The 21,792-nt window shown below is 64.9% G+C and carries 22 protein-coding genes and 2 tRNA genes; 8 read left to right on the top strand and 16 right to left on the bottom strand.

The window, feature by feature from the left end; translation table 11 throughout:
• The first annotated feature begins 671 nt into the window (after window positions 1-671).
• The 6 genes from N2602_RS19660 to N2602_RS19635 are packed head-to-tail and all read left to right on the top strand — an operon-like array spanning window position 672 to window position 5,812.
• On the top strand, window positions 672-1,379 hold the full coding sequence (locus tag N2602_RS19660; protein WP_175421764.1) for a c-type cytochrome: 708 nt from the start codon (window positions 672-674) through the stop codon (window positions 1,377-1,379).
• Between the two features lie 8 nt (window positions 1,380-1,387).
• Window positions 1,388-2,629, top strand: coding sequence for a cytochrome c (locus N2602_RS19655; protein ID WP_260379139.1), 1,242 nt, complete (start codon window positions 1,388-1,390; stop codon window positions 2,627-2,629).
• Window positions 2,630-2,645: 16 nt separating this feature from the next.
• Window positions 2,646-2,822: a hypothetical protein gene (locus N2602_RS19650; RefSeq protein ID WP_260379138.1), complete on the top strand. Its 177-nt coding sequence runs from the start codon at window positions 2,646-2,648 to the stop codon at window positions 2,820-2,822.
• Window positions 2,819-3,388 carry a cytochrome C oxidase subunit II gene (locus N2602_RS19645; RefSeq protein ID WP_172789076.1) on the top strand — a complete coding sequence of 190 codons (570 nt, stop codon included), beginning with the start codon at window positions 2,819-2,821 and terminating at the stop codon, window positions 3,386-3,388. Before N2602_RS19650 ends, N2602_RS19645 begins: the two co-directional genes overlap by 4 nt.
• Window positions 3,375-4,997 (top strand): b(o/a)3-type cytochrome-c oxidase subunit 1, encoded by a 1,623-nt coding sequence (locus N2602_RS19640; RefSeq protein WP_260379137.1) that lies wholly within the window; start codon window positions 3,375-3,377, stop codon window positions 4,995-4,997. Before N2602_RS19645 ends, N2602_RS19640 begins: the two co-directional genes overlap by 14 nt.
• On the top strand, window positions 4,997-5,812 hold the full coding sequence (locus N2602_RS19635) for a cytochrome c (RefSeq protein WP_260379136.1): 816 nt from the start codon (window positions 4,997-4,999) through the stop codon (window positions 5,810-5,812). The genes N2602_RS19640 and N2602_RS19635 overlap by 1 nt, the downstream gene beginning before the upstream one ends.
• Window positions 5,813-5,922: 110 nt before the next feature.
• Here N2602_RS19635 and N2602_RS19630 read toward each other — a convergent pair whose 3' ends face one another.
• A complete protein-coding gene (locus N2602_RS19630) occupies window positions 5,923-6,393 on the bottom strand; it encodes a type II toxin-antitoxin system RatA family toxin (RefSeq protein ID WP_172789079.1) in 471 nt (156 codons plus the stop codon).
• 6 nt (window positions 6,394-6,399) lie between these two features.
• Entirely contained in the window at window positions 6,400-7,356 is a 957-nt protein-coding gene (lipA, locus tag N2602_RS19625; RefSeq protein WP_260379135.1) for a lipoyl synthase, read from the bottom strand.
• Window positions 7,357-7,486: 130 nt separating this feature from the next.
• On the opposite strand from lipA, the gene N2602_RS19620 reads away from it, so the two are divergent.
• Window positions 7,487-8,089, top strand: coding sequence for a DNA-3-methyladenine glycosylase (locus tag N2602_RS19620; RefSeq protein WP_260379134.1), 603 nt, complete (start codon window positions 7,487-7,489; stop codon window positions 8,087-8,089).
• Window positions 8,090-8,091: 2 nt separating this feature from the next.
• On the opposite strand, the gene N2602_RS19615 is transcribed toward N2602_RS19620, so the two are convergent.
• From N2602_RS19615 to N2602_RS19565, 11 genes are all read right to left on the bottom strand, one after another.
• Window positions 8,092-10,968 carry a valine--tRNA ligase gene (locus tag N2602_RS19615; protein WP_260379133.1) on the bottom strand — a complete coding sequence of 959 codons (2,877 nt, stop codon included), beginning with the start codon at window positions 10,966-10,968 and terminating at the stop codon, window positions 8,092-8,094.
• A 140-nt stretch (window positions 10,969-11,108) separates the two neighbouring features.
• A complete protein-coding gene (locus tag N2602_RS19610; RefSeq protein WP_172789083.1) occupies window positions 11,109-11,876 on the bottom strand; it encodes a PopZ family protein in 768 nt (255 codons plus the stop codon).
• A 303-nt stretch (window positions 11,877-12,179) separates the two neighbouring features.
• On the bottom strand, window positions 12,180-13,565 hold the full coding sequence (locus N2602_RS19605) for a TolC family outer membrane protein (protein WP_260379132.1): 1,386 nt from the start codon (window positions 13,563-13,565) through the stop codon (window positions 12,180-12,182).
• 204 nt (window positions 13,566-13,769) lie between these two features.
• Entirely contained in the window at window positions 13,770-14,432 is a 663-nt protein-coding gene (locus tag N2602_RS19600; protein WP_260379131.1) for a protein-L-isoaspartate O-methyltransferase, read from the bottom strand.
• Between the two features lie 129 nt (window positions 14,433-14,561).
• Complete coding sequence (locus N2602_RS19595; RefSeq protein WP_172789085.1) at window positions 14,562-14,741, bottom strand: hypothetical protein; 180 nt, start codon at window positions 14,739-14,741, stop codon at window positions 14,562-14,564.
• A gap of 203 nt (window positions 14,742-14,944) precedes the next feature.
• Window positions 14,945-15,019: transfer RNA gene (locus N2602_RS19590), tRNA-Asn, on the bottom strand.
• Window positions 15,020-15,155: 136 nt separating this feature from the next.
• Entirely contained in the window at window positions 15,156-15,524 is a 369-nt protein-coding gene (locus N2602_RS19585) for a hypothetical protein (RefSeq protein WP_212257048.1), read from the bottom strand.
• 206 nt (window positions 15,525-15,730) lie between these two features.
• On the bottom strand, window positions 15,731-17,425 hold the full coding sequence (locus N2602_RS19580; protein ID WP_212257047.1) for a flotillin family protein: 1,695 nt from the start codon (window positions 17,423-17,425) through the stop codon (window positions 15,731-15,733).
• Window positions 17,426-17,448: 23 nt separating this feature from the next.
• A complete protein-coding gene (locus N2602_RS19575) occupies window positions 17,449-18,108 on the bottom strand; it encodes a YqiJ family protein (RefSeq protein ID WP_260379129.1) in 660 nt (219 codons plus the stop codon).
• Between the two features lie 10 nt (window positions 18,109-18,118).
• Window positions 18,119-19,282 (bottom strand): PspA/IM30 family protein, encoded by a 1,164-nt coding sequence (locus N2602_RS19570; protein WP_260379128.1) that lies wholly within the window; start codon window positions 19,280-19,282, stop codon window positions 18,119-18,121.
• A gap of 451 nt (window positions 19,283-19,733) precedes the next feature.
• Window positions 19,734-19,994: a hypothetical protein gene (locus tag N2602_RS19565; RefSeq protein WP_260379127.1), complete on the bottom strand. Its 261-nt coding sequence runs from the start codon at window positions 19,992-19,994 to the stop codon at window positions 19,734-19,736.
• Window positions 19,995-20,255: 261 nt separating this feature from the next.
• On the opposite strand from N2602_RS19565, the gene N2602_RS19560 reads away from it, so the two are divergent.
• The gene (locus N2602_RS19560; RefSeq protein ID WP_172789091.1) at window positions 20,256-20,450 is read left to right on the top strand and encodes a hypothetical protein; all 195 of its coding nucleotides are present in this window, start codon (window positions 20,256-20,258) and stop codon (window positions 20,448-20,450) included.
• 78 nt (window positions 20,451-20,528) lie between these two features.
• Here N2602_RS19560 and N2602_RS19555 read toward each other — a convergent pair whose 3' ends face one another.
• The 3 genes from N2602_RS19555 to N2602_RS19545 form a co-directional block, all read right to left on the bottom strand.
• The gene (locus N2602_RS19555) at window positions 20,529-20,675 is read right to left on the bottom strand and encodes a hypothetical protein (RefSeq protein ID WP_172789092.1); all 147 of its coding nucleotides are present in this window, start codon (window positions 20,673-20,675) and stop codon (window positions 20,529-20,531) included.
• A gap of 191 nt (window positions 20,676-20,866) precedes the next feature.
• A tRNA-Cys gene (locus N2602_RS19550) sits at window positions 20,867-20,940 on the bottom strand.
• Between the two features lie 93 nt (window positions 20,941-21,033).
• Window positions 21,034-21,774, bottom strand: a complete 741-nt coding sequence (locus tag N2602_RS19545) for a tRNA-uridine aminocarboxypropyltransferase (protein WP_172789093.1) — start codon at window positions 21,772-21,774, stop codon at window positions 21,034-21,036.
• Window positions 21,775-21,792: the final 18 nt, after the last annotated feature.

The raw sequence follows: 21,792 nt of genomic DNA, 5'->3' as shown, positions 1-21,792 counted from the left end.
CGTTGCACCTCATCCCGGTCAGAGGGGCGCATCGCGATCGTCACGAACGCGGGGTGAGCTGCGGTGGACGCATGTCACATCGGCGCGAAGGGTTCGCAGGGCGGGCAACCGTGAGCGAAAACCGTCGCGCACACGACCGGTGTGATTTGCGTACGGCAAAACCGTGTCGTCCTGGCGCCCGGGGTCTGTGCGCCAAGTCTTGCGGTGATGTGGCGGTCCAACCGGACGCGCGCGTCAGCTATCGGCAAGGCGACGGGGGCAATAGTGCATCGCTCCCCGGGGAGAACTCGGCATAAGCCGTCAAACCACTGCGCAGGGAAGGCCGGTTGTTGGGCTTCACCTGTATGCCGCTGTGCAGCCTCTTGTAGCGCAACCTTCGCACAGTGGACCGTGGGTGCCCGGCCGGCACCCGGTCTTCCCTGCGCCTTCTGACATTTGAGGGCGTCATGACAACGCAAAGCTCGGGCAGGAACTGTCGCGAGGCTGCAGCGTTATGTTCCGTTTTCAGAAAGCACGCAAATTCGTCGATTCCGATCGGAACGCCCATGCGACCGGCGCGACCAAACCTCATCGCTGGTGTCCGATCTTGCACGGAAAAATATTGGCGCAATAATGCCGACTTAGGCTGTGCTCCGGAATCAACCGGACCAGCATCGTGGAGGGCGACGCAATTGTTCGCTCGCGTCGCGGCCTCGGCCGCCGTGATCATCACTTTGGCCGCCATTGATGGTGCGTCCGCGCAAATGGCCAACCAGCCGCCGGACACGATGGCAGCGCGGGTGGAGGCGTGCACGCCCTGCCATGGCAACAAGGGCGAAGGCACCAGCGACGTCTATTTCCCGCGCCTCGCGGGCAAGCCGGCCGGCTATCTCTACAACCAGCTTCTGGCCTTCCGCAGCGGCCGGCGCAAATATCCGCCGATGAACTATCTCCTGGAGTTTCTGCCTGATCCGTATCTTCAGGCAATGGCGGAGTATTTTGCCAACGAGCATCCGCCATTGCCGCAGCCGACGCCGAGCGAGGTCAGCAAGGACGTCCTCGCACAGGGCGAACAGCTCGCCACCAGCGGCGATGCCAATCGCAACATTCCGGCATGCGTGAGCTGCCACGGCCCCGACCTGACCGGCATGCAGCCAGGCATCCCCGGCCTGTTGGGCTTGCGCGCCGCCTATATCAGCGCACAGCTCGGCGCCTGGCGTTACGGCACCCGTACGGCCAAGTCGCCGGACTGCATGCAGCTCGTCGCCGGTCATCTCACCGAGGCCGACGTGACGGCCGTGGCCGCCTGGCTCGCGACGCGGCCTGCGCCCGCCAACCCGGCCCCCCTCCCGAGAGGCACCTACGCCCTGCCCTTCGGCTGCGGCAGCCAGCCCAACTGACGAGGCGGATGATGGTCTCGAAACTGTCGATCACGCTCTTTGCCATCGTCGCGCTCACGACAATTGCGCACGCGCAAGACAAGAGCAGCGATGTCGTCGCGCGCGGCGAATATCTCGCCCGCGCCGGCGATTGCACGGCGTGCCACACTGCACCCGAGGGACGCCTGTTCGCCGGCGGCCGGCCTATGCCGACCCCGTTCGGCACGCTTTACACCTCCAACATCACGCCGGATCCCGACACGGGGATCGGCAAATGGAGCGCCGACGATTTCTACAAGACCATGCACAGCGGCCGCTTCCCGGACGACGGGCTGATCTATCCAGCGATGCCGTTCGCCTCCTACACCAAGGTCACGCGCGCCGACAGCGACGCGATCTACGCCTATCTGCGCTCGATTCAGCCTGTGAACCAGAAGAACAAGCCGCACGAGCTGCGCTTCCCCTACGATAATCGCCAGCTCATCCTCGGCTGGCGCACGTTGTTCTTCACCGAGGGCGAGTTCAAGCCGGATCCGAAGAAATCGGCGGAATGGAATCGCGGCGCCTACCTCGTCGAGGGCCTCGGCCATTGCGGCATGTGCCATTCGCCGATCAACGCGCTCGGCGGCACCTCGCAATCGGACGCCTTCAAGGGCGGCCTGATCCCGATGCAAAACTGGTACGCGCCGTCCCTCACCTCAAATCGCGAAGCGGGGCTCGGCGACTGGAGCATCAAGGACATCACCGACCTGCTCCAGACCGGCGTCTCCATGCGCGGCGTCGTTTACGGCCCGATGGCCGAGGTCGTGCACAACAGCCTGCAATATCTCAGCGACGAGGACACGCGCGCCATGGCGGTGTACCTCAAGAGCATTGCGGAGCCCTCGCCGTCGCCGCCGGCAAGCTCGACACTGCCGACCAGCGAGAGCAGCCTCTTGATCAGCCTCGGCAAGACCGTTTACGACAAGCACTGCGCGAGCTGTCACGGCGTTCAGGGCGAAGGCAAGCCGCCGCACTGGCCGCCGCTCGCCAACAACCAGTCGATCGAGATGCAGTCGGCGGTCAATCCGATCCGCATGGTGCTCAATGGCGGCTATCCGCCGGGCACCAAGGGCAACCCGATGCCCTACGGCATGCCGCCGTTTGCGGGGCTTCTGTCCGATAACGAGATCGCTGCCGTCGTCTCCTACATCCGCACCGCCTGGGGCAATCGCGGCACGCCGGTCTCGGCGCGCGAGGCCAACGAGCTGCGCTCCGCACCGCTGAACTGAGACCCAGAGATCCGTCATGATCAATTCCGACCCGCCGACCAGCCCAGCCGCCGCCGACCAGGCGATCGACGAGGTCGTCGCCCAAGGCCCGTCCGGGGCGATCGTGCTTGCCGGCATCGCCACGGCCTGCGTCGTCGCAATGTGGTTTGCCTTCTACCTGTTCGTCTTCCTGCCGCGCGGACCGCTGCAATGAGCGCCCAGGACACTCACGCCAGCGCCAGCGCCGAGGTCGCGGCCCGCGTCGAGCGGCGCTGGGCGACCATTGCCGTGATCATCATCGTGATGATGGCGCTGCTCGCGGCATTCGCCGGTATCCATCGCGCGACCATGCCCCAGCCGCGCGTCGAAACGACCGATCCATCCCGGCTGCATCTCTCAGGCGAATTCGTCGAGAGCAATCTCGGCAGCGTGCTCGAGGCGAACGGCAATGTGACCGTGCGCGCGATCGGCCAGCAATATTCCTTCACACCGGCCTGCATCCTGGTTCCTGCGGACACGCCGATCACCTTGCGCGCCACCAGCGCCGACGTCGTGCACGGCATCCTGATCCAGGGCACCAACGTCAACGCCATGCTGGTGCCGGGCTACATCTCCGAACAGCTCATGCGTTTCACGAAGACCGGCGATTATCTGATGCCCTGCCAGGAGTTTTGCAGCTTCGGCCACGAAGGCATGTGGGGCAAGGTCAAGGTGATCGACAAGGCCGAATTCGCCGGTCGTGCGAAGGGTGGCGGGAGGCTGAGCTGTGTTGGCCAATAGGAAGCTCATCCTAGCTCATTTCTGGCTCGCTTTTGCCGTGTTCGGCATCGCGCTCGCGCTCGGCGCCTGGCAGATGTTCATCCGCAGTCCGATCGGCACCTGGCTGTCCAATCCCGAACTGTACTACCGCTCGCTGACCGCGCATGGCACGGTGATGGGCTACGTTTTCCCGACGCTGGTCGCGATGGGTTTTGGCTATGCCATAGCCGAGTCCGCGCTGGAGCAGCGCCTGGTCGGGGTGCGCTGGGCCTGGACCGGGTTCTGGCTGATCGTCGCCGGCAGCATCATGGCGGTGATCCCGATCGCGCTCGGCCGCGCCTCGGTGCTCTACACTTTCTATCCGCCGCTGATCGGCAACGTGTTCTACTATCTCGGCGTCGTGCTGGTCGTGGTCGGCTCGTGGGTCTGGGTCGCGCTGATGTCGATCAATTTGCGCGTCTGGCGCAAGGCCCATCCCGGCGCGCCGGTGCCGCTCGCCATGTTCGCCAATGTCGCAGGCTCCTATTTATGGGCCTGGACCGCAGTCGGCGCCGCGCTCGAGCTGCTGCTCCAGATCATTCCCGTCGCGGCGGGCCTGAAGAGCACAATCGATGCCGGCCTTGCCCGCGTGTTCTTCTCCTGGACGCTTCACGCCATCGTCTATTTCTGGCTGATGCCGACCTACATTGCCTATTACACCATCGTGCCGCGCGCGATCGGCGGGCGGGTCTATTCCGACACCATGGCTCGCATCTCCTTCATCCTGTTCCTGGTGGTCGCGATGCCGATCGGCATGCACCATACCTTTGCCGATCCGCAGGTCGGCGCCGGCTTCAAGTTCATCCATTCGGCCTTCACCGCGTTGGTCGCGCTGCCGACGCTGCTGACCGTGTTCACGATCTGCGCCTCGGTCGAGATCGCTGCGCGGCTGCGCGGCGGGCGCGGCCTGTTCGGCTGGATCAGGGCCCTGCCCTGGGACAATCCGATGATGCTGGCGCTGGCCTTCTCGTTCGTCATGCTCGGCTTCGGCGGCGCCGGCGGCCTGATCAACATGAGCTACCAGCTCGATGCGTCCATCCACAATACGCAGTGGATCACCGGCCATTTCCACCTGATCTTCGGCGGCGCCATCGTGATCATGTATTTCGCGATCGCCTATGATCTGTGGCCGCATCTGACCGGCCGCGAGCTGATCGATCTCCGCCGGATCCGGACCCAGCTCTGGCTCTGGTTCGTCGGCATGATGGTCACCACCTTCCCGTGGCACTGGGTCGGCATTCTGGGCATGCCGCGCCGCATGGCCTATTTCGACTTCGCCGATCCAGCGATCTCGCCGCAGGCGCTGTCCGTGACCCTTTCGGCGATCGGCGGATTCATCCTGTTGGCCTCGGGGGTTCTGTTCCTGGTCATTCTTGCGCGCGGCATGCGCGCGCCGCAGGCTGACGCCGGGCCCTATCGGTTTGCGCTGGCCGTGCACCAGCCGGCGACCGTGCCGGTCGCGCTCAACACCTACGCCCTGTGGGTCGGGCTGATGATCGCGCTCACCCTCACCAATTACGGTTACCCGATCCTGACGCTGGCGCTGAACGAAGGCACCTCGGTGCCGGCCGTCTATGTGGGAGCGCAGTGATGAGTGCGCGCGACCTCTTCAGCTTCCGTAACCCGCATTTTACGACGGCTGTCGGCATCACCGCCGCGATCCTCATCGTGACCGCGATCGGCGGCTTCATCGTGCTGCCGTTCGCGCAGCCCTGGGTCCAGTTCGCCAATGTCTGGGATGCGATCTGTAGTGCCGCCGGCCTGCCACAGCGAGCGGCAACCGTCACGGCGCCCGAGCAGACCAAGCGTCTGTCCGAGGTCGTGCTCACCTCGAATACGCTCTCACGGCCGAGCCAGGAGGCGATCGGCCGCGGCGCGACGCTGGCACAGCGTTGCGCCATCTGTCACGGCCCGACCGGCATCAGTCGCGCGGACTCCCCCAACCTTGCGGGCCAGTATGCCGCGGTCATCTACAAGCAGCTGCACGACTTCCGCTCGGGCGCGCGCACCAATGCCGTGATGTCGCCGTTTGCGGTCAATCTGACCGACCAGGAGATCGCCGATCTCTCTCACTATTATGCCTATCTGCCGCGGCTGCCGGCCTATCATCCGACGCCGCAACTGCCGAAGCCCAACATCGTCATCTATGGCGCGCCGATGCGCGGGATCGCGCCCTGCGGCTCCTGCCATGGCAGCCTCGACAACAAGACCGGTAGCCCATGGCTCGAAGGACAATCGGAGACGTACATGAAGGCGCAGCTCCAGGCCTTCGCGTCAGGCGAGCGCCGCAACGACATCAGCCAGCAGATGCGCAACATCGCGCGCGCGATGACGCCGCAGGATATCGAGCAGGCGGCGGCGTATTACGCCTCGCAGCCGCCGGATGTGGTGAAGGCGGTGGATTGAGCCTCACTGTCATTGCGAGCGAAGCGAAGCAATCCAGAATCTTTTCCGCGGAGGGATTCTGGATTGCTTCGTCGCAAGGGCTCCTCGCAATGACGGCGGAAAGAGTGTGCCTACGTCGATGCCACCTTCGGCCGACCGTAGATCGCGTCTGCCCGTTTCTCGAACGCCGTCGAGAACCGCGCAAATGCGGCGTCGAACATCGAGCCCATCAGCATCGCCAGCATGCGGCTCTTGAATTCGTAGGCGAGGAAGAAGCCGACGTCGCAGACGCCCTCTCCCTTGGGCTCGAACGTCCAACGATTTTCCAGATTCCTGAACGGACCTTGCAGGTACTCGACGAGGATTTTCAGGTTGGCGCGGTCGAGCGTCACGCGGCTGGTGAAGGATTCCTTGACCAGCTTGAACGACACCGTCATGTCGGCGACCAGCACCTCAGTGCCGTCGGGCTTCGCCATGCGCTGGCGCACCTTCAGCGCGCTGCACAGCGGCACGAATTCCGGGTAGCGCTCGACATCGGCGACCAGATCGAACATCTCGGACGCGCTGTGGTTGACACGGTGCTTGCTCGAAACTCGATGCATGGTACGTCAGCTGGCGTGAGCTGCCCGCGCAGCCTTCAGTCTCGCGAAATCCTCGCCGGCATGATGCGACGAGCGGGTGAGCGGGCTCGCCGACACCGTCAGGAAGCCCTTGGTGTAGGCGATCTTTTCGTAGGACGAGAACTCGTCCGGCGGCACGTAGCGCATCACCGCGTGATGCTTGCGGGTCGGTTGCAAATATTGCCCGATGGTCAGGAAATCGACGTCGGCCGAACGCAGATCGTCCATCACCTGCTGCACCTCGTGGCGCTCCTCGCCGAGGCCGACCATGATGCCGGACTTAGTGAAGATGGTGGGATCGAGCTCCTTGACCCGCTGCAGCAGCCGGATCGAGTGGAAATAGCGCGCGCCGGGCCGCACCGTGAGATAGCGCGACGGCACGGTCTCGAGATTGTGGTTGAACACGTCAGGCTTCGCCGCAACGACGATTTCGAGTGCCCCCTCCTTACGCAGGAAGTCGGGCGTCAGGATCTCGATCGTCGTCGAGGGACACGCGGCCCTGATGGCGCGGATGGTCTCTGCGAAATGCTCGGCGCCGCCATCAGCGAGGTCGTCACGGTCGACCGAGGTGATGACGACGTGGGCGAGGCCGAGCTTGGCCACGGCCTCGGCGACGTTCTGCGGCTCGGCCGCATCCAGTGCGTTCGGCAGGCCGGTCTTGACGTTGCAGAAAGCGCAGGCTCGGGTGCAGGTGTCACCCATGATCATGAAGGTCGCGTGCTTTTTGTCCCAGCACTCGCCGATATTCGGGCAGCCCGCCTCCTCGCACACCGTATGCAGGCCGTTCGCGCGCACGATGTTGCGGGTGTCGGCGTAGCCGCGGGTGTTGGGTGCGCGCACGCGGATCCAGTCCGGCTTCGGCGGCGAAGCGGAATCGGGGCGGTTCACCTTTTCGGGGTGGCGTGGGCGCAGCGGGTTCGCGATGGTATCGACAATAACGACCATGGGGTGTCCGGTCTGTTCAGGTCCTACCTAGTCGGTCTGGCCCGGCATCGCAACCCGGCTCGCCCCGCTTCAGGGAACATGGCAGATATGGGCAATATCCTGCTCTGTTCTCAGGCGATTCTCACCTCGAATGGCTCCAATCTCGAAGTCTTCTCCACCGCGGCTCGGCAAGCCCCTGAAGCGCGCCTTCTTCGGACGCAGCGTGCACGAGGTCGCACCCGACCTGATCGGTGCCACCATGCTGGTCGATGGTGTCGGCGGCATCATCGTCGAGGTCGAGGCCTATCATCATACCGACCCGGCCGCGCACTCCTACCGCGGGGCGACGCCGCGGAACCAGGTCATGTTTGGCCCGCCCGGCTTTGCCTATGTCTACCGCTCCTACGGCATCCATTGGTGCGTGAACTTCGTTTGCGAGGAGGAAGGCTCGGCCAGCGCCGTGCTGATCCGTGCGCTGGAGCCGACGCATGGCCTGGCTGCGATGCGCCGACGCCGGCACCTGCAGGACGTGCATGCGCTATGCTCGGGCCCGGGCAAGCTGACCGAGGCACTCGGCATCACCATCGCGCACAACGCCCTGCCGCTGGATCGGCCGCCGATCTCACTGCATGCGCGGACGGAGGAGATGGAGGTCGCAACCGGCATCCGCATCGGCATCACCAAGGCGGTCGAGCTGCCCTGGCGCTACGGCGTCAGGGGCTCGAAGTTTCTGAGCAAGCCGTTTCCGAAGTAGCCCTAAGACGCCTGCTTCAGCCGCTCCAGCGCCTCCAGCAGCTTGGCCTTGCGGGCCAGCGCCGCCTCGCGCTTTTCGCGCTCCTCCTCGACGACCTCCTCGGCCGCGTTGGCGACGAACTTTTCGTTGGCCAGCTTGGACTCGGCACGCTTGATGTCGGCCTCGGCCTTGGCGATCTCCTTGTCGAGACGCGTGCGCTCGGCGGCGACGTCGATCACGCCCTTGAGCGGCAGCGCGGCGACTTCACCGCGCACCAGCAGCTGGACCGCGCCATCAGGCGCGCGGTCGGCGAACGAGATATCCGACAGCCGCGCCATGCGCTTGATGACATCGGTCCAGCGCGGCGCGCGCTCCTTCGTCTCGGCGGAGGCGCCGGCAAGCACCAGCGCCGTCAGCGTTGCCGGCGCGATGTTCATCTCGGCGCGCACCGAGCGGATCTGCGTGACGAGGTCGATGACCCAGCCGATCTCGGCCTCGGCCTTGGGATCGGCAAAGTCGGCATGATCGAAGATCGGCAGCACCCAGGCCGGCGAGACGAGCGCATCGGTCGGTCCCGTGGTCACCGCGAGCATCGCGAGCTGCTCCGGCGTCGGCTCGACCGGCCTCAGCGGCCACGGTGCCAGCGCGAGCAGGCCGTCGCGCTTGGCCGTCACCTCCCACAGCTCTTCGGTGATGAAGGGCATGAAGGGATGCAGCAGCTTCAGGATCTCGTCGCGCGCCCAGGCGACCATGGCGCGGGTCTCGTCCTTGGCAGGGCTGTCCGGACCGAGCAGCACGGGCTTGGCGAGTTCGACATACCAGTCGCAATAGACGTTCCAGACGAAGCGGTAGATGCTGCCGGCGGCATCGTTGAAGCGATAGGCCTCGATCGCCTCGGTCACCTCGCGCGTGGTGTGCGCGGTCTCATGCGCGATCCAGCGGTTCAGCGTCTCCTTGGCCTTCGCCGGCTCGAAGCCTTCCGGCACGGCGCAGTGGTTCATCTCCGCGAAGCGGCACGCGTTCCAGAGCTTGGTCGCGAAATTGCGATAGCCTTCGACGCGGCTGGTGGCGAGCTTGATGTCGCGGCCCTGCGCTGCCATCGCCGCCAGCGTGAAGCGCAGCGCGTCCGCGCCGTATTCGTCGATCAGGTGGAGGGGATCGATGACGTTGCCCTTCGACTTCGACATCTTGGCGCCCTTCTCGTCGCGGACGAGGGCGTGGATGTAGACGGTCGAGAACGGCACCTCCTTCATGAAGTGCAGGCCCATCATCATCATGCGGGCGACCCAGAAGAAGATGATGTCGAAGCCGGTCACCAGCGCATTGGTCGGGTAGTAGCGCTGCACCTCGGGTGTGTCGTCGGGCCAGCCGAGAGTCGAGAACGGCCACAGCGCCGAGGAGAACCAGGTGTCGAGCACGTCCTCGTCGCGCGTGATGAAGCCTTCGCGCTTGTTGCGGTCGAGCGCCATCTCGCGGCCCTGCTCGGCCGTGATGACCTCCTGCTCGACGTAATAGCCGAGCGCGTGGCTGACGGCCTCCTCCTCGGTCTCGGCGACGAACACCTTGCCGTCCGGCCCGTACCAGGCCGGGATCTGGTGGCCCCACCAGAGCTGGCGCGAGATGCACCAGGGCTGGATGTTCTCCATCCAGTCGAAATAGGTCTTTTCCCAATTCTTCGGCACGAACGTCGTTTCGCCCGAACGCACCGCCGCGATCGCGGGTTTTGCGAGTGTCTTGGCGTCGACGTACCACTGGTCGGTCAGGTAGGGCTCGATCACGCTGCCAGAACGATCGCCGTGCGGCACCATGTGGGTGTGCGGCTCGATTCGCTCGACGAAGCCGAACGATTCCAGCCGCTCGACGATGCGCTTGCGCGCGGCGAAGCGGTCGACCTTGTGGAACTCCTCGGCGAATTGCGCGGCGCCTTCGGGCAGGTCGCGCAGATAGTCCTCATTGTCGAGGAGATCGAGGCAGCCTTCCCTGTCGAGCACGCTGATGCGACGCAGGCCGTGGCGATTGCCGACCTCGAAATCGTTGAAGTCGTGCGCCGGCGTCACCTTCACCGCGCCCGAGCCCTTCTCGGGATCGGAGTACTCGTCGGCGACGATCTGGATCTTGCGGCCGACCAGCGGCAGGACGACGTTCTTGCCGATCAGCTTCTGATAGCGCTCATCCTCCGGATGCACGGCCACGCCGGTGTCGCCGAGCATGGTCTCGGGCCGCGTGGTGGCGACGACGATGAAACTCGAGGGATCCTCGGGGCTGAAGGTCTTGCCCTCGATCGGATAGCGCAGATACCAGAGGCTGCCCTTGACCTCGGTCTGCTGCACCTCGAGATCCGAGATCGCAGTGAGCAGCTTGGTGTCCCAATTCACCAGCCGCTTGTCCTTGTAGATCAGGCCCTCGCGGTGCAGTTCGACGAACACCTTGATGACGGCCTTCGACAGCCCCTCGTCCATCGTGAAGCGCTCGCGCGACCAGTCGCAGGACGCACCGAGCCGCTTGAGCTGGTTGATGATGGTGTCGCCGCTCTCGGCCTTCCACTGCCAGACCCGCTCCAGAAACTTCTCGCGCCCCATCTCGCGGCGGCCGGGCTGCTGGCGCTCCATCAGCTGCCGCTCGACCACCATCTGGGTGGCGATGCCGGCATGGTCGGTGCCGGGCTGCCACAGCACGTCGCGGCCGCGCATGCGCTCGAACCGGCACAGGATGTCCTGCAGCGTGTTGTTGAGCGCGTGGCCCATGTGCAGCGAGCCCGTCACGTTCGGCGGCGGGATCACGATGGTGAAGGGCACGGCATCACGGCGGTCGGGCCGGCCAGCCTTGAACGCAAGGCTGTCCTCCCACACCACGGACATGCGGGTTTCGATATCGGCGGGCTGGTAATTTTTCTCGATCATGGGGCTGCTAGAAAGCCGCGGGAGGGGGCCAAGTCAACGAAAAGGTCAGGGAAAAACGAGGCGGCAACGGCGCTTTCCGGCCCGGTCAGGGCGCGGATATGACACCCAAGCCGGGCTTTATGAGGGCCTGTCGGCCGCCCTCAGCGGCCGCCGCGCGAGACCCGCTCGATTTCGGCCTTCACGATGCGTTCAACGAGGCCGGGCAGGTTGTCGTCGAGCCAGGACTTCAGCATCGGCCGCAGCATCTCCTTGACCAGGTCCTCCAGCGTGCGCGCGTTGCTGCTGAGCACCGTATGGGCCAGGGAGTTGAAGGCGGATTCGACCGCGGAGACCGTCGATTGCGCGAGGATCGGCTGCTGCGGGGGCAGCGGCGGCGCGTCGAAGTCCACCGGCGCGTAGGACGGCGGCGGAGCGGGCCGCGGCGGTTCGGCGAATTCGAGATCGTCGCGCGGCTCGACCTTGCGGAAGCTCGGCGGCGGCGGAGGCGGCGTCGGGTCCATCGCCATGTCGTCGGTCAGCTCGAGCACGTCCGGCTCGGGCTCTGGCTCTGGTTCGGGCGCGCGGACCTCGGGCGCAGGTGTGGCCGCATCGAGGCCAGCCAGCAACGCGTCGATATCGTCCTGGCTGTTGGATGCGTCCGCCGCGGGCGCCGGCGCAGGTGGCGGCGCCGGCTTTGCGGCCGGCGGCGGTGCAGCGGGCTTCTCGGCAGCGGGTTTGGGTGGAGCGACCTTGGATGGCGGAATGTCGTTCATCGCCTGCGGCTTCGCCGGCGCGGCGGGCGCCGCCGCCTTCTCGGGCTTGGCGGCCTCGGCCGGCGGGGGCTTTGCCTCATCGTCGGCAATGATGCGCCGGATCGAGGCCAGAATCTCCTCCATGGAGGGTTCTGTGACCTTTGCAGGCTGCGTCATCTCCGACTCCACATCATCAACGCCCTCGCATGCGTTGTTTTACACCAAGCACGGCAGGATTGGCCGGTTCCGCAACGACAGGCCCGTCATTTTCGTCGCCGCAGCCCGACTTGTCCCCAGATCACGGCTCAACGTGCAGCGGCGTGCCCCTGCCCCCGGCACCGAAGCGTTACGCACACGACATCAACGCGGGGCGAATCGACCCGCATCATCTTGGCAAGGCTATGTCAGGGAATTTGATGATTGCAAGCAAAGCACCGGTCGACCTCGGCCGTTGGCGAGATCGACCGGATGATTGCGGGATCAGCGCCCGTCAGGCGTGCGCACGCCGGCCCAGCTGTCGCGGACCTGATGGTAGTGAACGCTGGGGTCGTAGACCGTGGTCGCAAGGCCGAGGACTTGCGGCGAGAGACGCCCGACCGCAGCGAGGACGTTATAGGATGCAACGACGCGATCGTGCTGCGCGGTCACCAACGCAACGCGCGCATTCACCAGCGCCTGCTGCGCGTTGAGCACGTCCAGCGTGGTGCGCTGGCCGGCCTTGGCCTCCTCACGTACGCCGTTCAGGGCGATCTCGGATGCCGCCACCTGCGCCTGGGCCGACTGGACCTGGGCCTTGGTGGCCTGCAGCGAGCCCCACCATTGCACAACCGTCGCACGGGTCTGGTCGCGGGTCGTTTCGAGGTTGAGTCGCTGCTGCGCCAGGTTTTCCTTGGACTGGCGGATCAGCGCGTATTCACTGCCGCCCTGATAGATCGGCACCGAGAGCTGCGCGATCGCGGATGCGTTGAACGAGCGCAACGAAATCAAGGACTGTTCGTTGGCCTGTGTGGCCGATGCCTGGATCGTCATCGTGGGCAGCAACGCACCTTCGGCGACCTTGACCTGCAGGTAATTGACGTCGATGCCGAACATCGCAGCCGTGACGTTGGGATGCTCGATCAGGCCAAGCTCGATCGCTGCGGCAAGCGTTGAGGGGAGGAAACGATCGACAGGTGATCCGGGTGCAAGATTTGCCGGCTCGTTGCCGATGATGCGGCGGAAGTTTGCGCGCGTGGTGGTGAGATTTGCTTCTGCGGTAAGGGCCTGCGTCCTGCCGGCGGCCAGCTGTGCTTCCGATTGCGCAACGTCTGTGCGAGTCACTTCGCCGACGTTGAAGCGATCGCGGGTTTGCTTCAACGTCTGCTCGAGCACGCGCACGTTACTGCGCTGGACTTCAAGCGTGGCCGCATCGCGCAGATAGTCCATGTAGGTCGTCGCAGCCTGAAGCAGCACACTTTGATCGAGGCTGCGCAGCGCTTCGCGAGCACCGGACACCTGGCTCTCCGCCGCCCGCGTTCTGTTAGCGGTCTGATTGCCATTGTAGAGTGTCTGCGAAGCGGTAATTCCAGCGCTGCGAGGTAAGGTGGTTCCGTGGATTGAGTTAGTGCCGACGCCGCTCTGCAGATCCTGGTATTGATAGCCACCGCTCGCGGTCATCGACACCCGAGGACGATAGCCAGACAAGGCCTGCGGCACGTTTTCGTCGGTCGAGCGCACCTGGGCACGCTGCGCGTTGAGCTGCGGATTGTTCTGATAGGCGCGCACCAGCGCGCCATCGATCGTATCCGCCAAGGCAGGCGTCGGCCCGGCAAGCGCCAGCAGCAGGACCGAAACCGCAGCTCCGGTGAAGAGCTTCACCCCATGCATCCGTGAAATTCCGTTCATTCTAACGCCCGACTCGTGCCCGCGAGCTGGGTTACCGTATCAGTGGAGTCGTTGCCCCGCCGCAACATAGGACGCGGCCAAGCGCGACGGAACTACCCGAGGGTAGTTCTCAGTGGAAACTCTTCACGTGCAGCATCCCGGCCACACTTCTGATTCAGAACGGGATTTGGGGCGGCTTTGGGGCCGTCAGAAGACAAAGGCGGCCACGCGCTCCAGCCCGGGAAGGACCGGGGCGGCGGCGTCGAACAGCGCCCGATGGCCGAATTCGCCGTGAGTACGGGTCACAATTACGGCACGCGGCGGCCTCGATTCGGCCGACACCCCCACCAGGCGCCCACCCTCCTTCAGCTGCCCGAGCAGAGCTTCCGGCAGCACTTCGGCCGCCCCGTTGAGGACAATCACGTCATAGGGGGCGGCAGCGGGATCCCCGTCGGTACAGGCCGCCGCCTTGCAGGCGACATTGGCCAGCCCCTGGGCGGTGAAGGCGTCCCCGGCCTTGGCGGCCAAAGCCGAATCGCACTCGGTCGCCGTGACCTGCCGCGCCAGCTTGGCGGCCAGTGCGGCGAGATAGCCGGTGGCGCAGCCGACGACCAGCACGTTGTCACCCTCGCCGATTTCGGCGGCCTGAAGCAGCTTGCCGGTCAGCGCCGGCTTGATCAAAAACCGCTTGGCGGTGCCTTCGCTCACGTCGAGATCGAGATCGAGGTAGGCCAGCGCCTGCCTGCCGGCCGGCACAAAGGCTTCGCGCGGCACCGTGAGCATGGCATCGAGAACACGACGGTCGGTGACGTCATTGGTGCGCACCTGGCCATCGACCATTTTTTGGCGCGCGGTCGAAAAACCGGACATTTGCGGACCCTGCAATGCGGACGATGCCGCGGAGAAAAATCGCGGCATCTTTGGAGCATGCTCGGTCAAAACGCAACATGGCCGTTGGCGGTGGCGCACCGCTGCCCGCCTGATGGGGCCCGACCAGCCCTATTCGATGGCGACCGCCAGGCGGCCGATCAGGGCAGCGACCTCGTCCAGCCTAGCCGAATCCGGCGCCTCGACTGCGCGCGCGAGACAAGCGAGGCATTGATCGTCGCTGAGCTCGGGAATGCCGGCCGGCAGAATCGAGGGGGCGATATCCGAACGGTCGACCTGGATCTCTGGCATGGGAATCAGCTCCGCAAATGTCCGGCAAATCCACGCTCGACGTGAATTGAGTCGTCCCAATGGCGAGACGACGACCGACGCAAACACATCTGTTTGACCCCGATTCCGCGCCGGACCACGGGTGCAATGTTCAAAGATCAGGGAAAGCAGATCGCGCGCCGCGTTAGGAGGCGGACACAAATCATTGAAATATCTGAAAGATTTGGCTCCCCGGGCTGGATTCGAACCAGCGACCATCCGATTAACAGTCGGATGCTCTACCGCTGAGCTACCGAGGAAAAGGCGAACCATTCGTTCGCGCGCGGCTGCGTATAACAAAGCCGCTTGCGCTTGCAAAGGACGAATTCGTCATCATCCGCAACGCGCTCGGGAGGGGCCTGGAATGCCCTCTCCTCCGGCCCTGCCGGGCAAAGACTATTCGGCGAGGAACGAGGTGGTCTTGGTGCCGGGGTCGTAACGCAAGCGGAGCGCGGTGAACTTGCAGAGATTGACGTTCTTCCACAGCACCGACTCGTCATAGTTCTGCCAATCGACGCGAATGTTCCAGACGCAGCCCTCGTCGTCGTCGTCGAACTCGACATAGGTGCTGGCCTGGTTCTGCAACACCTTGTCGAGTTCGTTCTCCCATTCGTCCAGCCCGTCATCCGGCGCGTTGAATCCGAGGAACTTGATGGCATAGCCGGTCTCGTTGACGACCGTGACGTTGCGGGCATCGGCCGCAAGCGACGGCGCAGCGGCGATCGAAAGACTGACGGCGATCAGTCCAGACAGAAATTGCTTCATGTGAAATTCTCCGATCGAAACAGGTCTCAGCGCCCGACGTCGATCGACGCAGGCGCTGCGGCAAACAAAACGTTGCCTCAAGACAAGTCCGGAGCGAGATCGAACGATTCAAGAGACGATCGGTCTGCACTTCCAAACGTTTGCGCGACGCGAGACGCGCCCAGCCTGTTTATCGGTTGGAATTCTCCGCAGCAATGAACGGGCATTCATAGTTCGGCAGGGCTTGTTTTCTCCGGCACCGGCGCCGGCACGGCCGCGCCGTTGCTCTTTCCCGTCACGGCGCCGACCAGCGCCTTGACGGGATCGTCGCCCGGCGCAAAGCCACTCTGTCGCAGGATCTCGTCGATCATCGGACGCAGCGCGTGCACCTTGAGCAGCTCGCCGGCGAGACCCTCGCCGAAGCCGACATTGCCTGCGCCAGCGCCGTTGCCGCCGAACGCGCCACCCGTGTGCAGGATGCGGACGTCCTTGAGGTTCGCGATCGGCTTCACCATCTCGGCCAGGGCCGAGGGCATGGTCTCGATCCGCTTCTTGGCGATCTCGAAATCGATCACGTTGCTGCCGAGCTTGTTCTGCGCCTCGTTCTTCATGGTGATGACGGCAGCTTCCGCCTCGCCGATATTGCGCACGCCGACTGCCTTGATCTTGTTGGATTCGGCTTCCGCCGTGGCCAGCGTCTTGACGGCCTCGGCGCGGTCGAGCGAGGCCTTCTTCTCGGCTTCGGCCGCAACGATCAATTCGGTCGACTTGCGCTCGGCCTCGGTCCGGGCGGCGAGCACCTGGGTGAGACGGGCGCGATCGGCGACCTCGACCGCGCGTGCAGTCACGACCTTTTCTTCGGCCGAGACGGCGAGCGCTTCGGCGGCCTTGGCCTCGGCAACGGCTTCCGAAGTCTGCTTGCTCTTCGCTGCGATCTGGATCTCGTTCTCCTGCGTCGCGATCTGGATCTCGCGCTGGGCGTCGGTCTTGCGCTTGTTGATCGCGAGGTCCGACTCGATGACCGCGGTTTCCTTGACCTGCTTTGCGCCGGCCTCCTTCTCGGCAACCGCCCTGTCGGTGTCGATGCGGGCATTCTCCTCGGTCAGGCGCGCGGTCTGCGTCGCGGTTGCGACCTCGGCGCGGGTGCTCGCGGTCTTGTTGGCGATGTCGCGCTCCTGGGAGAGCTCGGCTTCCTTCTTGGTCCGCTCGATCCCGAGAGTCTGCTGCCGCGCCTCGAGGTCCTTTTGCGCGATCGCCACCTCGTTGTCGCGCACGATGGCGTTGCGATCACGGCGGCGGGTCTCGGTGACCGTCTTCAACTGGGTGAGACCTTCGGCGTCGAAGAAATTCTCCGGGTTGAAGAACTTGACGTCGGTCTGGTCGAGCTTGGTCAGCGACACCGATTCCAGCTCGAGCCCGTTCGATTTCACGTCGGACTCGACCGTCGACTGCACGTGCTTGACGAAGTCCGAGCGCTTCTCCTGAAGCTCCAGGATGCTCATGGTCGCCGCGACCGAGCGCAGGCCGTCGACGAATTTCGCTTCGACCTGGTTGCGTAGCGCTTCGGCATCGTTGGTCAACGCGCCCAGCGTCTGGCTCGCGAGCGCGATGCTTTCCTCATCCGGGCGGACGCGCACATAGAACTCGGCGACGATGTCGACGCGCAGCCGGTCCTTGGTGATGAGGGATTCCCGCTCCTTGCGCTCGACGGTGAGCCGCAGCGTCTTCAGATTGACGCTGGCGTAGGAGTGGAAGATCGGCAGGATCATGGCGCCGCCGTCGAGCACCACCTTCTTGCCGCCGAGCCCGGTGCGCACGAAGGCCTCGTCGCGGGTGGCGCGCTTGTAGAGAATGGTAAAGACGATCCCCAGGACGACGATCAGCGCGACGCCAATCACGGCCGGGACTGCGATGTCGAACATGGCTTTCTCCGCTGTGGGACTTGCTAACTGCTTAGAGTGGGCTTGGACGGCTTGAGTTCATCGTCGGCCTTCACCGCGACGAAACGGGTGCCATCGCGGTCGACCAGGAGGACCATGGTTCCCTGCGGCAAAGGCCCCGATGACGGCGCCGCGACCGCCGAGACGAAATGACGGTTGCCGTGGACGTCGGCGACGCTGACGCGGCCCGGCGGCCCCTGGTCGAGCGGGCCGACGACGACCTCCCCGATGCGGCCGACGAGATCGCCCAAGCCGACGACGTAGCTTTCGTCCTTGGGAATGATCCGCGCGATAGCCCGGCTGGCGGAGCGGACCAGCGGAACCGACACCACGACGGCGGCGGCAGAGGCGACCGTCGCCGGCAAGGGACCTGCAACCATCCGCGCGAGGTCCTGGATCAGGAAGCCGGTGATGGAGAAGGCGCCGAGCAGCAACAACAGGAAGATCAAGAGCGGCACGCCACCGACATTGACCCAGGAGATGGCATTGAGCACGCCGTTGTCGCTGGGATGGGCGAAATCGATGTTGGTGCCGAGCATCTCGCTGAGCGAGGCCCCCACCAGCATGGAGACCACCTCGATCGAGCCGACGATGACGATCATGGCCGCCGCGATAGCGAACGGCCTGACTTCCGGCGACATGACGTGTTCGAGCAGAGCGCTCATGACACGGCACTCAGGAGCCCGACTTCAACCGGGCCAGCCGCGCTGCAATTTCCTTGTCGCGATGCAACGTGCTGAGCTCGTCGATGTCGCTCGAATAAGGGATGCCCGGAGGCACGCCGGTGGCTCGCGCCACCGCCCTGCCCGCGCGCAACGCCTTCGCGGCAGCGGAGGTGCCGCCGGATTTCCGCGACGACGTTGTTGCCTGTGGGCTGGCATGTGCCTCGCTCTTTTCGAGATCGGCGCGGCGCTGCTCGGCATCCTGGAGCGCCGACAGCACCGCGCGCAGCGAGGTGACGCATTGCTCGATCTTCTCGTTGTTCTCGTCGATGGCCCGCGAGAGCACCTCGAACTGCGCCTCCAGATCCATCTGCCGCGCGATGCCGGCGCGAGCGAGATCGTCGCGGCCATCGGCGATCGCGCCCTCGATCTTGGCGGTCAGATCGGTCATCGCCCGTTCGATCTCGCTGCGGCGCGCATTGAGACGATATTCCTCGGCCCGCGCGGCGGCGAGCGCATCACGCGCCTCGTTCTCGGCACGCTCGATCTCGCGGATGGCTTGGCCAACCACCTTCAGCTTGTTCTTGCCTTCCGCCTGCTCGATCGCATCATACGCGATCCCGGCGATCAGGCGCCCGACACGGGACAGGAAGTTGTCGGGAGCGGCAGCGATGGTATCCATGGCGTTCTCCTCCTCTGGCAGGCTGTTCGGCGTGACGCCGTAGTGAACTTCGAAACCGTCGTCGGTGCGGATGAGGCGCGCCGGCACGCTCTGCCCCCAGCCCTCGGCATAGCCGGCGTAGTCGAAGGGCACGCTGAAGCGCCCCTGCACGGTCGCGATCGAAATGGTGGCGGGCCCTTTGATCTTGGCGAGCTTGTCGTCGAGCGGCAGGCGGCGTCCTTGGGCGGCGCGATACTCCGTGCGGTCGCGCAGGCCGAGCGTCACCAGCCGCGAGGGCAGCGCGGTCTGTTTGCGGATCGGCTCGTAGGCATGGGCGTGGAGCAGGACCACGTTGGAACCCACATTGTGAGCCCGCGCCACCTCGTCGAGGATCTCCATCATGCGCTCATAAGCCTGAAACGTCGCCTCGATGGCGGCCTTGGCGGCCGGGTCAGGGGCAAGCCTGTAACGCAGCGCAGACGGCGCATGTCGGGGCGATTGGCTCATGGAAAGCACTAAAGCACCATTTTGGTGCTTTCGGAAGAGGAAGCTCGATCACGTTCCGCTGATCCCTATGCACTCTGTCGGTTAGTCGCGGCGCTCCGGGCCCGCGTTCAAGGCGGCCTGATCACCCCTAGCTCACGGCCGATCAAGACTTCTTGCACGCGCCGGTTGCAATTTGAGGCGAAATGCGGGGACGGTTCGGCAGGCCGTGGTCCATCAATGGGGCTTCGAATGCTGGAAACCAACTGATATCGGCCGGCGCCGCAACTTCTTCGCGTTTACGAATCATTCGGTGAGCTCATTTGACAGAGCTATGACGATTGCCGACCAGGATGCGACGAGAGAGCGAAGCATCCACGTCCGGTATCCGCAGCAAATCCACAGCATATCCACTGGGTGACTGTGGCGGATTCGCGAGCCCGTGCGATGCCCTTGCTGCGCACAAACCCACAAGCGGGGCCGTTCAGCCACCCGCCTGGTCGAACACGGATCGGCAGGCCTCGCTGAGGCTGGCGCGGTTGCGGCGCAGGCAGGTGGTGATGGCGCGGACGTTGGGGATCTCGCCGGCGCACAGCCGGTAGACGTCGGGGGTACAGGCCCGCCGCTGCTCCGCTGTTCCCTGTGCATGGGCGGCGGAGGCAAACAGCGTCAGGAACAGCCCGCCCGTCGAGGCGCCCCGCGCCCGGCTTTTCACGCCCGCAAACCGCAAGAATCTCGCCTTCATGACCAGTCTCCCGCTCTGCCCTGCCCGCTCCGGCCTGCATTGGCCGGCATGGTGCAAAGGGGTAGGAGAAATAAACCGCTGAGAATGTGACTTCATTCACACCCGCCGCGAGGCGGCGGCGCTTAGGGTTGCCCGGGGATTTTCAGGATTCGCTAACCATTCGGATCCCGATCGCCGCATCGTTAAAATGCGAACGATCGGGTCAATCCGGAAACAAACCGGCTTTGCGACATTGCGCCATCCGCGTTCTGCGAGGGTGTGATGAGCGAAGCCGAATTCAATTTGCTGCTGGATGCTGTCCGGGACGCCATGGTCTTTGAAGATTTCGCGCCTGTGCCGGTGGAGGAATTCGTGCCTCGCTCGTGGAGCTTCGACGCGACGCCCAAGGCAGCCAATGACAACGAGGGCGCCTGGCCCCTCTTGCCCTTTCCCGACGGCTGGTACGCGGCCTGCTGAGGCCGACTTCACGTCAGCGGATGCGGCTCGCCTCGCGGGCGGCCCACCACCGAGCCCCCACGCCCAGCGTCACGACGATCAATTCTTGGCGCGCTCGTCGCCGTCCTGCGGCGCCCGCTCGGGTACGGCCGGTGGGAAGATGCTGTCATAGATCGCGCGCGCCTCACGAATGAGACGAGCCCGCTCCAGCTCGGATTTCGAGACAAATCGGACGATTTCGCCCACGTGCTCTCCAGCGCTCAGTTGATGGGAACATGCATCGCTTCGCACATGCGAAGTCTGTGCCATGGGACTGAATCGCGGGTTTCCGCCAAGCCCCGGACAAACCCGGTGGGCGCGGCAATGCAGGCCTTGCCGGCACTGCCGTGAAAGCCGCGGCGAGTTCGCATTTTTGCTGAAAAATCAGGAGCTTGTAATGGAGGCCACGACCAGAATTGAACTGGTGTACACGGTTTTGCAGACCGTTGCGTAACCACTCCGCCACGTGGCCCCGTAGGGGCGGAGCAATATAGGGGATCAATGGCCGAGGCAACCGCCTTCGTCCGACTTTGACGGCACTAGCCTTTTCCAATGTGGACCAAAGTCAGGCGCGCTTGCCGCGCCGGAAGTCGCGCCGACGGCTCTTCGGCGCGGGTTTGGGCGCGAGTTCCGGCATCTCTGCCTGGACCTCGCGGTAGCGCGCCAGCATCCGTTCGAAACTGGTAAGCAACGTCTCGGCGATGTCGGAACGCCGCTCGAGGCCGGCCAGAATCGTCGCCGCCGCTTCGATGGTCGAGAGACCGTCGCGGCGCGGCTCCTTGCGCAGGCGTCCGTAGCGCGAGGGGCGTGACGGATTGAGGATCACGCGCTGGCATTTCAGCATCCAGGGATTGCGCCACCACAGCGCCTTGGCCTGGCTCCAGGTGCCGTCGAGCAGCACCACGCCTTCGAGCTTGCCGAGGAGCGCGCGCTGGTTCTCCGCGACCTCGCCCTTGCGGTTGAGCGCGACGATCTCGCCTTCAGCATCGAGATCGGCCGCGCGCGCCGAGCCGAGATAGAGCACGGCCCAGCGCGAGGCATTCTCGACCGGCCGTCCCAGCGCCTTGGACAGGCTCGGCCAGGACAGGCCGACCCGCACGGTGGCATCGCCGAAGTGCCTGGCCAGCAGCCGCGCCGTGCCGAGCGCTCTGTCCTGCTCCTGCGGATGCTGGAGGATCAGGAGCGAGAGCCGGTTCTCGATCGGCGTGACGCTGTCGCAAATGCAGAGCGGCATCGGCTTCTGGCAATGCGGGCATTCAGGGATCAGTTCGGCCGGCGCGGCGACGGTGTCGGGCGGGTTGGGCATGGCGCCGCTATACGCTTG

Source organism: Bradyrhizobium sp. NC92, assembly GCF_025200865.1.
In the GTDB taxonomy this organism is placed as follows: Bacteria; Pseudomonadota; Alphaproteobacteria; order Rhizobiales; family Xanthobacteraceae; genus Bradyrhizobium.
This window is presented reverse-complemented; position numbering and strand designations above follow the sequence as displayed.